This is a genomic window from Pseudoduganella sp. S-14 (assembly GCF_049913285.1).
Lineage (GTDB): Bacteria > Pseudomonadota > Gammaproteobacteria > Burkholderiales > Burkholderiaceae_D > Rugamonas.
The window spans coordinates 4,307,087-4,319,844 of the sequence record NZ_CP183991.1 but is presented as its reverse complement, the minus strand read 5'-3'; the positions used below and the strand labels follow the sequence as shown (position 1 = coordinate 4,319,844).

The 12,758-nt window shown below is 63.2% G+C and carries 13 protein-coding genes and 5 tRNA genes; 14 read left to right on the top strand and 4 right to left on the bottom strand.

Annotation, left to right across the window (positions count from 1 at the left end; translation table 11 throughout):
* Positions 1–12: 12 nt before the first annotated feature.
* From era to ACN9MZ_RS19595, 12 genes are all read left to right on the top strand, one after another.
* Entirely contained in the window at positions 13–915 is a 903-nt protein-coding gene (era, locus tag ACN9MZ_RS19650) for a GTPase Era (RefSeq protein ID WP_426338630.1), read from the top strand.
* Complete coding sequence (recO, locus tag ACN9MZ_RS19645; RefSeq protein WP_426338629.1) at positions 915–1,748, top strand: DNA repair protein RecO; 834 nt, start codon at positions 915–917, stop codon at positions 1,746–1,748. Before era ends, recO begins: the two co-directional genes overlap by 1 nt.
* A gap of 9 nt (positions 1,749–1,757) precedes the next feature.
* Complete coding sequence (gene pdxJ / locus ACN9MZ_RS19640; protein ID WP_426338628.1) at positions 1,758–2,516, top strand: pyridoxine 5'-phosphate synthase; 759 nt, start codon at positions 1,758–1,760, stop codon at positions 2,514–2,516.
* Positions 2,513–2,911: a holo-ACP synthase gene (gene acpS, locus ACN9MZ_RS19635; protein ID WP_426338627.1), complete on the top strand. Its 399-nt coding sequence runs from the start codon at positions 2,513–2,515 to the stop codon at positions 2,909–2,911. The genes pdxJ and acpS overlap by 4 nt, the downstream gene beginning before the upstream one ends.
* A complete protein-coding gene (uvrC, locus tag ACN9MZ_RS19630) occupies positions 2,904–4,757 on the top strand; it encodes an excinuclease ABC subunit UvrC (protein WP_426338626.1) in 1,854 nt (617 codons plus the stop codon). Before acpS ends, uvrC begins: the two co-directional genes overlap by 8 nt.
* Positions 4,758–4,964: 207 nt before the next feature.
* On the top strand, positions 4,965–5,555 hold the full coding sequence (gene pgsA, locus ACN9MZ_RS19625; protein WP_426338625.1) for a CDP-diacylglycerol--glycerol-3-phosphate 3-phosphatidyltransferase: 591 nt from the start codon (positions 4,965–4,967) through the stop codon (positions 5,553–5,555).
* Positions 5,556–5,635: 80 nt separating this feature from the next.
* Positions 5,636–5,711, top strand: a tRNA-Gly gene (locus tag ACN9MZ_RS19620).
* Between the two features lie 91 nt (positions 5,712–5,802).
* Positions 5,803–5,878: transfer RNA gene (locus ACN9MZ_RS19615), tRNA-Gly, on the top strand.
* 39 nt (positions 5,879–5,917) lie between these two features.
* A tRNA-Gly gene (locus ACN9MZ_RS19610) sits at positions 5,918–5,993 on the top strand.
* A 16-nt stretch (positions 5,994–6,009) separates the two neighbouring features.
* Positions 6,010–6,085, top strand: a tRNA-Gly gene (locus tag ACN9MZ_RS19605).
* A gap of 49 nt (positions 6,086–6,134) precedes the next feature.
* Positions 6,135–6,208, top strand: a tRNA-Cys gene (locus ACN9MZ_RS19600).
* Positions 6,209–6,292: 84 nt separating this feature from the next.
* Positions 6,293–6,544, top strand: coding sequence for a hypothetical protein (locus ACN9MZ_RS19595; protein WP_426338624.1), 252 nt, complete (start codon positions 6,293–6,295; stop codon positions 6,542–6,544).
* Here the strand turns inward: ACN9MZ_RS19595 and ACN9MZ_RS19590 are convergent.
* Positions 6,525–7,436: a LysR family transcriptional regulator gene (locus tag ACN9MZ_RS19590; RefSeq protein ID WP_426338623.1), complete on the bottom strand. Its 912-nt coding sequence runs from the start codon at positions 7,434–7,436 to the stop codon at positions 6,525–6,527. The genes ACN9MZ_RS19595 and ACN9MZ_RS19590 overlap by 20 nt on opposite strands.
* Before the next feature lie 78 nt (positions 7,437–7,514).
* Here ACN9MZ_RS19590 and ACN9MZ_RS19585 point away from each other — a divergent pair, with 78 nt between their 5' ends.
* Positions 7,515–8,144 (top strand): LysE family translocator, encoded by a 630-nt coding sequence (locus ACN9MZ_RS19585; RefSeq protein ID WP_426338622.1) that lies wholly within the window; start codon positions 7,515–7,517, stop codon positions 8,142–8,144.
* Positions 8,145–8,281: 137 nt separating this feature from the next.
* Positions 8,282–9,151 (top strand): acyl-CoA desaturase, encoded by an 870-nt coding sequence (locus ACN9MZ_RS19580; protein ID WP_426338621.1) that lies wholly within the window; start codon positions 8,282–8,284, stop codon positions 9,149–9,151.
* Here the strand turns inward: ACN9MZ_RS19580 and ACN9MZ_RS19575 are convergent.
* Genes ACN9MZ_RS19575 through ACN9MZ_RS19565 form a run of 3 tightly spaced genes read right to left on the bottom strand, consistent with a single transcriptional unit; the run spans position 9,104 to position 12,749 of the window.
* On the bottom strand, positions 9,104–10,102 hold the full coding sequence (locus tag ACN9MZ_RS19575; RefSeq protein ID WP_426338620.1) for an XdhC family protein: 999 nt from the start codon (positions 10,100–10,102) through the stop codon (positions 9,104–9,106). The genes ACN9MZ_RS19580 and ACN9MZ_RS19575 overlap by 48 nt on opposite strands.
* Positions 10,102–12,294: a molybdopterin cofactor-binding domain-containing protein gene (locus ACN9MZ_RS19570; protein ID WP_426338619.1), complete on the bottom strand. Its 2,193-nt coding sequence runs from the start codon at positions 12,292–12,294 to the stop codon at positions 10,102–10,104. The genes ACN9MZ_RS19575 and ACN9MZ_RS19570 overlap by 1 nt, the downstream gene beginning before the upstream one ends.
* Complete coding sequence (locus ACN9MZ_RS19565) at positions 12,291–12,749, bottom strand: (2Fe-2S)-binding protein (protein ID WP_426338618.1); 459 nt, start codon at positions 12,747–12,749, stop codon at positions 12,291–12,293. The genes ACN9MZ_RS19570 and ACN9MZ_RS19565 overlap by 4 nt, the downstream gene beginning before the upstream one ends.
* Between the last annotated feature and the right edge of the window lie 9 nt (positions 12,750–12,758).

The following is a 12,758-nucleotide window of genomic DNA, read 5'->3' as shown; positions in this document are numbered from 1 at the left end:
TGAGTTTGCATCATGACTAGTGCACCCACTCCCGCCGGCTTCCGCTGCGGTTACATCGCCATTGTCGGCCGCCCGAACGTTGGCAAGTCGACCCTGATGAATACGCTGATCGGCGCCAAGGTCAGCATCACTTCGCGCAAGGCGCAGACCACGCGCCACCGCATCACCGGCATCCAGACTGTCAGCGACGCGCAATTCATTTACGTCGATACGCCCGGCTTCCAGACCCGCCATTCGAATGCGCTGAACAAGACGCTGAACAAGACGGTGACGAATACGCTGGAATCGTCGGACCTGATCCTGTACATCGTGGAGGCGGGCACCTTCGGCCAGGCGGACCAGCAAGTGATGGACTTGCTGCCGAAGAACGTGCCGGTGATCCTGGTGATCAACAAGTCGGACCGCGTGAGGGACAAGGCGGTCCTGATGCCGTTCGCGCAGCAGATCGCCGAAAAGTTCCAGTTCACGGCGATCGTGCCGGTGAGCGCCAAGCTGCGCTTCCAGCTCGATGGCCTGCAGAACGAGATCAAGAAGCACTTGCCGGAAAATGAGCCGATCTTCGGCGAAGACGATATCACCGACCGCAGCGAGAAATTCCTGGCCTCGGAGATCGTGCGCGAAAAGCTGTTCCGCTTCGTGGGCGACGAGCTGCCTTATACCAGCACGGTGCTGATCGAGAAGTTCGAGCAGGAAGGCAATTTGCGCCGCATCTTCGCCGCCATCCTGGTCGAGCGAGACAGCCACAAGTCCATGATCATCGGTAACAAGGGCGCGCGCCTGAAAGAAGTCAGCACCCAGGCCCGCCAGGACATGGAAAAACTGTTTGGCGGCCCGGTCTACCTCGAGATCTGGGTGAAAGTGAAATCCGGCTGGGCCGACAACGAAGCCGGCCTGCGCGCATACGGCTACGAATAATGCCTGTCCTGACAGCCGAGCCTGTGTCTCATTTGGGGTCTGACCCCACCCGGGACACGAGCGCGGCCGTACCGGTCCCGCCGGCGCAGAAACGCCGTGCGCCGGCGCAGCAGCGTACTGTCGGCACCCGCGTGACGGGGCAGCCGGCCTTTGTGCTGCATAGCTACCCGTACAAGGAAACTTCGCTCATCGTCGAGCTGTTCACGCGTGATTTCGGGCGCGTGGCATTGATCGCCAAGGGCGCCAAGCGTCCGCATTCGCAGCTGCGCGGGGTGCTGCAAACCTTCCAGCCGCTGACGACCGGCTGGACCGGCAAGAACGAATTGCGCACGCTGACCGATGCCGACTGGGTCGGCGGCATGCTGCCTCTCGAAAAGACCGCGCTGCTGTGCGGCTTCTACCTGAATGAACTGCTGGTCAAGCTGACCGCACGCGACGACGCGCATGCGAAGCTGTTCGACCACTACGTCTCCACGCTTAACCAGCTGGCCCATAATGAACCGGCGCCGATCGTGCTGCGCAAGTTCGAAATGGCGCTGCTGAAGGAGACCGGCGTGGCGGCTGACCTGACGCGCTGCACCGTCTCGCGCACGAAAGTGCTGGCCGATGTACATTATGTGGTGGACCCGGATCGCGGGCCGCGCCCGGAGCGCGAGGAGGACTCGGCCCCGCGTGTCGCCGGCAAGACGCTGCTCGATATCGAGCGCGAAGATTACAGCGACCCGGCCACGCAGGCGCAAAGCAAGCAGCTGATGCGCTACCTGTTGTCCTGGCACCTTGGCGGCGCGCCATTGAAAACGCGCCAGATATTGATCGATTTGCTGCAACTTTAAGAAAAGAACATGAGCTTCCTGTCACCATCCGGCACTATCATCGACCTTGGCGTGAATATCGACCACGTCGCCACGCTGCGCAATGCGCGCGGCACCGTGTACCCGGACCCGATCCGCGCGGCGCTGCTGGCCGAACAGGCCGGCGCCGATTGCATTACCCTGCACCTGCGCGAAGACCGCCGCCACATCAAGGATGCCGACGTGATTGCGCTGGCGCCGCAACTGGTGACGCGCATGAACCTGGAAGCGGCCGTGACCCAGGAGATGATCGACTTCGCCTGCCGCATCAAGCCGGCCGACGTCTGCCTGGTGCCGGAAAAGCGCAGCGAAATCACCACCGAGGGCGGGCTGGACGTGGTGCGCTTCCACAAGGAAGTCGAGGCCGCCGTGAAACAGCTGCAAGGGGAGGGCATTCGTGTGTCCCTGTTCATCGACGCCGATGAAGAGCAGATCAAGGCTGCCGCCGCAGTCGGCGCGCCGGTGATCGAACTGCACACCGGCGCTTATGCCGATGCGGAAGGCGAAGCGCAGGCGCGCGAACTGCAGCGCGTCAGGGACGGCGTGCGTTGGGGCGTGCAAAACGGCTTGAAGGTCAATGCCGGCCATGGCCTGCATTACACCAACGTTCAGGCCATTGCCGCCATTCCGGAAATCGCGGAGCTGAATATCGGCCACGCCATCGTGGCGCACTCGATCTTCGCCGGCTGGGAAAATGCCGTGCGCGAAATGAAGGCCATCATGGTGTCGACCCGCCTGGGCGCAAAATGATCTACGGGATCGGGACGGACGTCAGCAAAGTTCCCCGCATTGCCGCCGCGCTGGAACGCAGCGGCGAGCGCTTTGCGCGCAAGATCCTCGGTCCTGAAGAATTCGCGGTTTACCAGGAGCGTTGCGCCCGCAGTCCGCTGCGCGGCGTGCGCTATGCGGCGACCCGCTTTGCAGCCAAGGAAGCTTTCTCGAAGGCCCTTGGCCTGGGCCTGCGCCCGCCGATGACCTGGCATGCCGCGCAGCTGCTCAATGATGATTTAGGCAAGCCGTACATGGCCTGCAGCGGCGCGCTGCGCGAATTCATGTTGCAGAACGCGCTGGTCGCCCATATCTCCGTGAGCGATGAAGAGGATTACGCGGTCGCCTATGCGATCGTCGAACGAGCGAATGACTGAAGAAACCCCAGACCCGCGCGAACAGGTGCTGGCCACCGTTGCCAAGCTGCCAAACCTGCCTGGCGTGTACCGCTACTTCGATGCCGAAGACAAGGTGCTCTACGTGGGCAAGGCGCGCGACCTGAAAAAGCGCGTGTCGAGCTATTTCCAGAAGAATCTTTCGAGCCCGCGCATTGCGTTGATGGTCGAGCGTATCGCGCGCCTGGAAACCACGGTAACGCGCAGCGAAGCCGAGGCCCTGATCCTGGAAAACAACCTGATCAAGGCTTTGCAGCCGCGCTACAACATCCTGTTCCGCGACGATAAGAGCTATCCCTACCTGAAGATCACCGGCGGCGACGTGCCGCGCATGGTGTACTACCGCGGCGCGGTCGATCGCAAGCACCAGTATTTCGGCCCTTTCCCTTCCTCGTGGGCGGTGAAGGAATCGATGCAGATCCTGCAAAAGGTTTTCATGTTGCGCACCTGCGAAGACAGCGTGTACATGAACCGCACGCGTCCCTGCCTGCTGCACCAGATCGGGCGCTGCAGCGCACCCTGCGTGGGCTTGATCGCGGTGGAGGATTACCGCAATGACGTCAACAACGCCGCGCGCTTCCTGCGCGGCCGGCAGACGGAGGTGCTGGAGGAACTGGAGCAGAAGATGCTCGCCTACGCCACCGATCTCAAATTCGAGCAGGCGGCCGTGGTGCGCAACCGTATCCAGTCGCTGTCGAAGGTGTTGCACCAGCAGTCGATGGAAACCACCGGCGACCAGGACGTGGATATCCTGGCCGTGGTGGTGCAGGGCGGCCGTGCCTGCGTCAACCTGGCGATGGTGCGCGGCGGCCGCCACCTGGGTGACCGGGCCTACTTCCCGACCCATGTGATGGATGCCGAGGTCGTGGCCGAACGCCCGATCGAACAGGAAGTGCTGGCCGCTTTCCTGGTGCAGCATTACACCGAGAAGTCGATTCCCGGCACACTGATCCTGAATATCGAATTCGACCAGCCGGAACTGATCCTGGCGCTGCAGGAACAGTGCGGACACCGCATCCACCTTGTATTCCAGCCGCAAGGCCAGCGCCGCCAGTGGCAGGAACTGGCGCAGAAAGGCGCCGAGATATCGCTGGCGCGGCTGCTGTCCGAGCAGGGCTCGCAGCAGGCCCGCACCCGTGCCCTGGCCGAAGTGCTCGGGCTGGAAAACGAAGACCTCGACACCCTGCGCGTGGAGTGCTTCGACATTTCGCACACGGCCGGCGAGGCGACGCAAGCGTCCTGCGTGGTGTTCCACCATCACCAGATGCAGAACGGCGAGTACCGCCGCTACAACATCAACGACATCACGCCGGGCGACGATTACGCCGCCATGCGCCAGGTGCTGACGCGCCGCTACGAAAAAGTGGCGGCCGGCGACGGCGTCATGCCGGACGTGGTGCTGATCGACGGCGGCAAGGGGCAGGTTGAAATGGCGCGCCAGGTGTTTGTCGAGCTGGGGCTGGACATCAGCCTGATCGTCGGCGTGGCGAAAGGCGAGGGCAGGCGCGTCGGCCTGGAGACACTGGTCTTCGTCGACGGCCGCGAGCCGCAGGAACTGGGCAAGGAGTCCGCGGCCCTGATGCTGGTGGCCATGATCCGCGACGAAGCGCACCGTTTTGCCATCACCGGCATGCGTGCCAAGCGCGCCAAGGCCCGCCAGACCTCGCGCCTGGAGGAGATCGAAGGCATTGGCGCCAAGCGCCGGCAGAAGCTGCTGTCCCGCTTTGGCGGGCTGAAAGGCGTGATGAACGCCAGCATCGAGGACTTGAAATCGGTGGAGGGTATCTCAGTTACCCTGGCCGAAGAAATCTACCGGCAGCTCCATTAAAACCGGTAAAACTGTCGCGGGGTTGGTTCTGGGCCTTTGACGTTCTGAGAAAGTCAAAGGCCTCGCCCCATCCCCTTGACCGCAGCGCAGACAGGGGCCGACCCTTTGGGGCGTACCCAGGTTTACCGGTTTTCGCAGCCAAATTGGCTTTGATCGCGCCGCCGTTATACACTAGCGGCGCGTCATTACAATTCTTATACACCGCATATGCCTTTCAACATCCCGATCCTTCTGACCTGGTTGCGTGTCGCGCTGATTCCCCTGGTCGTAGGTGTGTTCTACCTCCCCGTCACCTGGCTTACTCCGCACGAACGCAATCTGGCCGCCACCCTGATTTTCATCGTTGCCGCCGTCACCGACTGGTTCGACGGCTTCCTGGCCCGCCGCTGGCAGCAGACCTCGGCCTTCGGCGCCTTCCTCGACCCCGTGGCCGACAAGCTGATGGTGGCGGGCGCGTTGCTGGTGCTGCTTAACCTGGACGGCGGCCGTTGCCACCCGATTGTCGCCTTCATCATCATTGGCCGCGAAATCACGATTTCCGCGCTGCGCGAGTGGATGGCGCAGATTGGCGCCTCCAAATCGGTGGCGGTCAGTTCGATCGGCAAGATCAAGACGGCGGCGCAAATGAGCGCCATCCCGATGCTGCTGTACTACGACGTGCTGTGGGGCGCGATCGATACCCGCTTCTGGGGCGACCTGCTGCTGTGGCTGGCCAGCGTGCTGACCGTATGGTCCATGTTCTATTACCTGAAAAAGGCGTGGCCCATGATCAAGGAACGGTCGGGCAACTTATCGTAAATAACAATATTGCCCCTTGACAGCGTCATTGGATCATCTATAATACTGGCCTGCTGTTGATGACGACGCAGCGATGCGAAGCGGGAGTAGCTCAGTTGGTAGAGCGCAACCTTGCCAAGGTTGAGGTCGAGAGTTCGAGACTCTTCTCCCGCTCCAAAAAGTCATCGGCAACAAAGCGGTAACGAAGCAGTAATAATCGCACTGGAAATATGAGAATGTTTCTGCGATAATGCGGTTCCTCTGAAATGCGGGAGTAGCTCAGTTGGTAGAGCGCAACCTTGCCAAGGTTGAGGTCGAGAGTTCGAGACTCTTCTCCCGCTCCAGTTCACTGGAGCAGCAGTAGTAAAATGAAATAACTCCATGCGGGAGTAGCTCAGTTGGTAGAGCGCAACCTTGCCAAGGTTGAGGTCGAGAGTTCGAGACTCTTCTCCCGCTCCAAGTTTTTCAAACCCATGCGGGAATAGCTCAGTTGGTAGAGCGCAACCTTGCCAAGGTTGAGGTCGAGAGTTCGAGACTCTTTTCCCGCTCCAGAATTCTTAGAAAGAACCAGGCCTCGCCGGTTATTTCTTCCAGCCTTACGGCGGGGTAGCAAAGTGGTTATGCAGCGGCCTGCAAAGCCGTGTACGCCGGTTCGATTCCGGCCCTCGCCTCCAAAAGAATGAAAAGTCCTCGCCTCGGCGGGGATTTTTCGTTTGCGGCCTCGATTTTTGTGCAATTGGCACAGTTGGTGGAATTTCATGCAAAAGCCAGTCAAGACTCCCCGGGAAGCATTCAAGCTGATGATGGCCACGTGGCGTCGGGCTGCGCCTTTTTTCGCCAGTATTGAAGTCTGGTTGATGGTGCTGGTGGCCGCCATGACCGTTGGCGGTGTGTTCCTCGCTGCCATGGGCGATGCCCGCAGCGTGCTGGCAATCGGCTCGGCGGTGGGATACCTGGTGCTGCGCCCGGTACTGCACGCCAAAGGGATCCTTAGCTGGCCTTTTCTCTGAGGGCCGCTGCCGCGCCAAAGCGCTGCACCACGAACTCCACAAAGCTGGCCAACTTGGGCGTCGATTGCCGGTCGCGCGGATAGATCAGGTGCATCGGGCGTGGCGTCGGCCAGTATGCGCGCAAGATGGGAACCAGCCGGCCGGCGGCTATTTCGTCGGCCAGGACGGCGTCGGCCTGCATCACCAGGCCAAGGCCTGCGACTGCCGCCAGGCGCAAAGCTTCGCCGTTGTTCGAGCGCATGCGGCAATGGGGTGAGGTGCTTTCTTCCGTGCCGAGCTGTCCGAGACGCCAGCGCGCATCATGGCGCCAGTGCGAGAAGTCCAGGCAGCGGTGCTGCGACAGTTCGCCGGGCGTGCGGGGCGTGCCGTGGCGCGCCAGGTAGGCTGGTGCGGCGCAGACCATCATCTGCAAAGACGTCAGCGGTCGGGCGACCAGGGTGGAGTCCTTCAAGGGACCAATGCGGATCGCGGCGTCCAGGCCTTCTTCCACCAGGTCGGACAAGCGGTTGGAGAGGTCGAGCTCGAGGTTGACCTCAGGATTGGATTCCAGGTATTCCGCCATGGCCGGGGCCAGGCAGCGGCTGCCGAACGCCGCCGGCGCGCTGATCTTGAGCGTACCGCGCGGGACCGTGCGCATGGCGAGGGCACCGCTCTCCGCAGCGTGCACCAGCTGCAGGATATGCCGGCATTGCTCGGCGTATTGCTGGCCGATTTCACTCAGACTTTGGCTGCGCGTGGTCCGGTGCAGCAGGCGCGCGCCGACCAGCTGTTCGAGGGCGGCAATGTGCTTGCTGACCATCACGGTCGACATGTCGAGAGTGCGGGCGGCGGCACTGAAGCTACCGGCATCGACCACGCGAACAAAAACCTCCATGCTGCGCATCTTGTCCATGCATTGTTAATCATGAGTTAAAGATGTTGTAAATTTTACGGTATTTTTAATCCCGACTGCAGGACGGATACTGGCGGCATGACGACCATGACTTTCTCCCTCTGGCTGGCGTTCCTCGCCATGGCCCTTGCCGCCACCTTCAGCCCAGGCCCTGCCGTGCTATTGGCGGTTTCCACCACACTGACCTTGGGCGCACGCCGAACCGCGTACAGCTCCGCCGGCAACGCCGTCGGGGTATTCCTGGTCGCCTGTGTGGCGGTCGGCGGCATGGGTGTCTTGTGCAAGGCCTGGCCTGCGGCTTTTTCCGCCCTGAAGCTGGGCGGTGCCGCTTATCTCGCCTGGCTGGGCGTCAAGCAATGGCGCAATGCGGGGCAGGTTGGGGCGGCGGCCCTGGCAAGCGCGCCAGAAGGCAGCAGCCGCGGCGCGGTGTTCCGGCGCGGAATGCTGGTCGCTTGCAGCAACCCCAAGGCGATCCTGTTCTTTGCCGCAGTGTTCCCACAATTTATGCCGCCGGGCGAGATAGAGCTGGCGCGCTTCCTGTTGCTTAGCCTGACCTTTGTCGCGTGTACCCTGGTCGCGCACCTGAGCTACGTGCTGCTGGCTGCCACGGCAGGCGCACGGATCATGTCCGGTCCAAGGATGGCGATCCTGCAGCGCGGCACTGCCGTGTTGTTCATCAGCCTTGCGATCCTCCTGGCTGTCGAATGATAGACGCCAAGGGGCGCGAGTCGGGCATCCACAGGGCAGCGCAAAGCCGAGCATGCCGAGCAGGAGCGTGAGCCATTGTTGCGGTAGGGGAAGATTGATAATAGTATATTGTTGTTGAAATAATTCGAGCATCGGCGATGAAGGAACCGTATATCTCGCAAGATTCAAGAGAGAACTGGGGTAACCGCGGGCTGAACCTGGCGTCCATCTTCCTGCCCTGGCTGTTGATGGCTGCGCTAGCGTTAGGCAACGAAACGCAGTTGGCGCCAACCGCCACGACCTTGCTGGTCTTTGCCGTCTTCTTTGCCATGACCGTGGTGGGCGTCGCTATCGGCATGCATCGCTACTTCACGCACCATGCCTTCAAGACCAGTGGCTTTATCAAGGTCTGCCTGGGCGTGCTTGGGACCTGGGCGATGCAGGGCGATATCACGCGCTGGGTAGCCGATCATCGGCGCCACCATCGTTTCGCCGACAAACAATTCGATCCCCATTCGCCATGGTATTCCGACCACGGCCCGATTCCGAATCGGCTGCACGGCTGGTTTCATGCCCACATGGGATGGATGATTTACGGGCGCGTGTCGCAGCCGGGGCGCTATGCCCCTGACTGTCTGGCCGACCGCAGCATCGCGCTCCTGTCCAGGTACTACTGGCCGATCGTCGCCCTGGGCCTGGTCCTGCCTGGAGCCATCGGATATTTGCTTGGCGGCGAAGGCGAGATGGCCAGGTGCGTCTTCTGGGCTGGCGCGGCAAGGGTCGCCTTGCTGCACCAGTTGACCTGGTCGGTCAATTCCTTCGGCCATCTGTTTGGTCAAAAGGTGGCCGGCAGCGATAGCGAGGCGCGCGACAATATTTTCTTTGCCTTGCTCCTGCTGGGCGAGGGCCTGCACAGCCACCATCACTGGCGTCCTGCTTCTGCGATCAACGAGCCGAAGCATCTCGATTTTGGCGGATGGTTAATTCGCGGGTTCGAGAAGCTTGGGCTGGTTTGGCATCTTCGATAAGGCTATCGGCGCCCCGTGGCGAACGGCGGTCATCTCCGCCACGATGGCGACGGCGATTTCGGGCGGCGTATGGCTGCCGATGGGCAGGCCGATAGGCCCGTGCAACCTAGCCAGTTCTTCCGGCGAAAAGTCGAAGTGGCGCGACAACCGTTCGCGCCGCCTGGCGTCATTGGCGCGGGAGCCGACCGCGCCGACATAGAAGGCGGGCGAACGCAGGGCTTCCAGTAGCAGCATGTCGTCCAGCTTCGGGTCGTGTGTCAGCGCGACGACGGCGCAGCGCGAGTCCGCCTGCATGGACAGGAAGGCGTCATCGGGCATGGCGGTGAGCAGCCTGGTGCCCGCCACACGCCATTCGGCGCCATACTCGTCGCGCGGTTCGCATACCGTGATGTCGTAGTCCAGGGCTTGCGCCATCTGGGCAAGGTAATAGGAAATCTGGCCGGCGCCGACGATGAACAGCCGCCATTGCGGGCCATGGACTGTGTGCAGGCGCCGGCCGTCCCAGCTCAAGGCATCGCCGCGGCGCGCGGCGGCCAGGCTGGTGGTGCCGCGCGCCAGGTCCACTTCGCGTACGGCCAGCTCGCCGCGCTCCAGGCGCCGGGCCAGTTCGTCCAGCTGCGCAGCATCCGGCTGCGGTTCGACCACCAGTTGCAGCGCGCCGCCGCAAGGCAGGCCAAAGCGCGCTGCCTCGTCCTGCGTGACGCCGTAGTCAAGACTGAACGGCAGGCGCTCTCCAAGGCGGCCCGCGCGCATGCGGGCGATGATGTCGTCCTCGACGCAGCCACCGGACACCGAGCCGACCGCCATGCCGTCGTCGCGTATCGCCAGCCAGGAGCCGGCGGGACGGGGCGCCGAGCCCCAGGTATGCGCCACGCTGATCAATGCGTAGCGCCGTCCTTCAGCCGCCCAGCGGCGGGCGGCTTCCAGCACCTGCAGGTCAACGCTCTCCATCAGGCCTTCAGCTCCTCTGTGCGGATCGGCAGGCTGCGCACCCGCTTGCCGGTTGCCGCGGCCAGCGCGTTCGCCAGTGCTGGCGCCAGCGGCGGCACGCCCGGTTCACCGATGCCGGTCGGCTTCTCGGCCGAGGGGACGATATGCACTTCCACCTTGGGCATTTCGTTGATACGGATAGGCGCGTAGTCGTGGAAGTTGGACTGCTCCACCGCGCCGTCCTTCAGCGTGATGGCGCCATGCAGCGCCGCCGACAGCGCGAAGCCGACGCCGCCTTCGGCCTGCGCGCGCACCACGTCGGGATTGACGACCATGCCGCAGTCCACGGCGCACACAACGCGGTCGACACTGAAGCTGCCATCGGCATTCACGGTCACTTCAGCCACTTCGGCGACGAAGCTGCCGAAAGATTCATGAACAGCGATGCCGCGTCCGCGCCGGGTGCCGGTCGCGCCTGCTGGCAGCGGCTGGCCCCAGCCAGCCTTTTCTGCTGCGAGTTTCAGCACGCCGGCGTGGCGAGGATGCTTGCCGAGCAGCGCAAGCCGGTAGGTAAGCGGGTCCTGCCCCGAGCTGGTGGCCAGTTCGTCGATAAAGGTCTCGGTGGAGTAAGCGGTGTGGGTCGAGCCGACCGAACGCCACCAGAGCACCGGAAGCCCGATATCGGACGGCGAGTGCAGCTCGACGCGCATGGCGGGAATGCCATACGGCAGGTTGGACGCGCCCTCGACCGACACCGCGTCAATGCCATCCTTGACCATGCCGCTGAATGCCGTGCCGGTCAGGATCGACTGGCCGACCAGGCGGTGGCGCCAGGCCGTCGGGCGTCCATCTTCACCCAGCGAGGCTTCCAGCGCATGGTGGAAGGCAGGGCGGTAGTAGCCGGCTCTCATGTCGTCCTCGCGCAGCCAGACCATCTTGATCGGGGCGCGGGACTTGCTGGCCCTGGCGATCTGCACCGCCTCCAGCACGTAGTCCGCGTCCTTGCTGGCGCGGCGGCCGAAGCTGCCGCCGGCATAGAGCATGTTGATCTTCACTTTTTCCGGCGGCAGGCCAAGCAGGGCGGCGACGGACGGCTGGTCGATGGACTGGAACTGGGCGCCATACCACAGCTCGCACTCGCCTTCGCCGATGCGCACGACGCAATTCAAGGGCTCCATCGCCGCATGTGCAAGATAGGGGAAGTCGTAGGCTGCGCGCAGCACACGGCCCGGGCGGGAGAGGACAGTCTCGGCGTCGCCGGAATTATGGGCAACCAGGCCAGGCTGCTGCGCCAGCGCGCGGTACTGCGCGAAGATTTCCTCGCTGCCCAGCTTGAAGGCACGGGATTCATCCCAGTCGATCTTGAGCGCGTCGCGGCCTTTTTTTGCGCTCCAGGTGTCATGCGCCAGGACGGCCACGCCGGTCGGAATCTGCACCACGTTGACCACGCCCTTGACGGCCCTTGCCTTGCGCGCGTCAAAAGACCTGACCGTGGCGCCAAAGCGCGGCGGGCGGGCGACTACGGCGGTCAGCATGCCGGGCAGGTGCACGTCCTGGGTAAATTGGGCGCGGCCATTGACCTTGTCCGCGCTGTCCTTGCGGGGCACGTGCTTGCCGATCAGCTTGAAGTTTTCGGGCGATTTCAGCGGCACGTCGGCCGGCACCGGCAACAGTGCCGCAGCGGGCGCCAGCTCACCGAAGCCGGCCTTGCGCGCGCCGTGGCTGACGATGCCTTCGCTGACGCGGATCTCGCCGGCGGGGACTTTCCATTGCGCGGCGGCGGCCGAGACCAGCATGGCACGCGCGCTGGCGCCGGCTTTGCGCATCTGTTCCCAGGAGTTGGCCATGGCGGTACTGCCGCCAGTGCCCTGGACCGGGCCGAACGCCAGGTTGTTGTAGCGGCGCGCGTCGGCGGGTGCGCCTTCCACGCGCACCTGAGACCAGGCTGCGTCAAGTTCTTCCGCGACCAGCGTCGCCAGGCCGGTGTAGGCGCCCTGGCCCATTTCAACGTGCTTGGCGATGACGGTGACCGTGCCGTCCGTGCCAATGCGGACAAAGGCATTCGGCTCGAATTCCGGTGCTGCGGCGGCAGCGGTTGCGGCTTGCGTACCGGGCAGGTAAATCGCCAGCGTCAGGCCGGCGGCAGCCTGCACGGCGCTGCGCAGGAAGTCGCGGCGGCTGCCATTTTCAATGCGAGGGGAAGTGATGTTCATGCCAGCTCCTGTGCGGCTTCGTGGATGGCGGCGCGGATGCGCACATAGGTGGCGCAGCGGCAGATGTTGCCGGCCATGGCTGCATCGATATCAGCGTCCGATGGCTTGCGATTGCCTTCCAGCAGGGCGACAGCGCTCATGATCTGGCCGGACTGGCAGTAGCCGCACTGCACCACGTCCAGCTTTTTCCAGGCTTCCTGCACGACCTTGCCGATGCGCGCGCGGTCGACGCCTTCGATGGTGACGATCTTTTTCCCGACAGCGGCCGAAACGGGCGTGCTGCAGGAGCGGATCGGCGTGCCGTCCAGGTGCGCCGTGCAGGCGCCGCACAAGCCCATGCCGCAACCGTATTTGGTGCCGGTCAGCTGCAGCTTGTCGCGCAGCACCCACAACAATGGGGTGTCGGCGGCGACGTCAACGCGTGTCGTCGTGCCATTGATATTCAGTGTGATCATTCCGTACTC

What these genes read in the sequence shown, in the direction of transcription:
- ACN9MZ_RS19585 (WP_426338622.1), top strand. Translation starts at nt 7,515, where the DNA reads ATGACGACCATGACTTTCTCCCTCTGGCTGGCGTTCCTCGCCATGGCC.
- recO (WP_426338629.1), top strand. Translation starts at nt 915, where the DNA reads ATGCCTGTCCTGACAGCCGAGCCTGTGTCTCATTTGGGGTCTGACCCC.
- acpS (WP_426338627.1), top strand. Translation starts at nt 2,513, where the DNA reads ATGATCTACGGGATCGGGACGGACGTCAGCAAAGTTCCCCGCATTGCC.
- ACN9MZ_RS19575 (WP_426338620.1), bottom strand. Translation starts at nt 10,102, where the DNA reads ATGGAGAGCGTTGACCTGCAGGTGCTGGAAGCCGCCCGCCGCTGGGCG.
- uvrC (WP_426338626.1), top strand. Translation starts at nt 2,904, where the DNA reads ATGACTGAAGAAACCCCAGACCCGCGCGAACAGGTGCTGGCCACCGTT.
- ACN9MZ_RS19570 (WP_426338619.1), bottom strand. Translation starts at nt 12,294, where the DNA reads ATGAACATCACTTCCCCTCGCATTGAAAATGGCAGCCGCCGCGACTTC.
- pdxJ (WP_426338628.1), top strand. Translation starts at nt 1,758, where the DNA reads ATGAGCTTCCTGTCACCATCCGGCACTATCATCGACCTTGGCGTGAAT.
- ACN9MZ_RS19590 (WP_426338623.1), bottom strand. Translation starts at nt 7,436, where the DNA reads ATGGACAAGATGCGCAGCATGGAGGTTTTTGTTCGCGTGGTCGATGCC.
- pgsA (WP_426338625.1), top strand. Translation starts at nt 4,965, where the DNA reads ATGCCTTTCAACATCCCGATCCTTCTGACCTGGTTGCGTGTCGCGCTG.
- ACN9MZ_RS19580 (WP_426338621.1), top strand. Translation starts at nt 8,282, where the DNA reads ATGAAGGAACCGTATATCTCGCAAGATTCAAGAGAGAACTGGGGTAAC.
- era (WP_426338630.1), top strand. Translation starts at nt 13, where the DNA reads ATGACTAGTGCACCCACTCCCGCCGGCTTCCGCTGCGGTTACATCGCC.
- ACN9MZ_RS19595 (WP_426338624.1), top strand. Translation starts at nt 6,293, where the DNA reads ATGCAAAAGCCAGTCAAGACTCCCCGGGAAGCATTCAAGCTGATGATG.
- ACN9MZ_RS19565 (WP_426338618.1), bottom strand. Translation starts at nt 12,749, where the DNA reads ATGATCACACTGAATATCAATGGCACGACGACACGCGTTGACGTCGCC.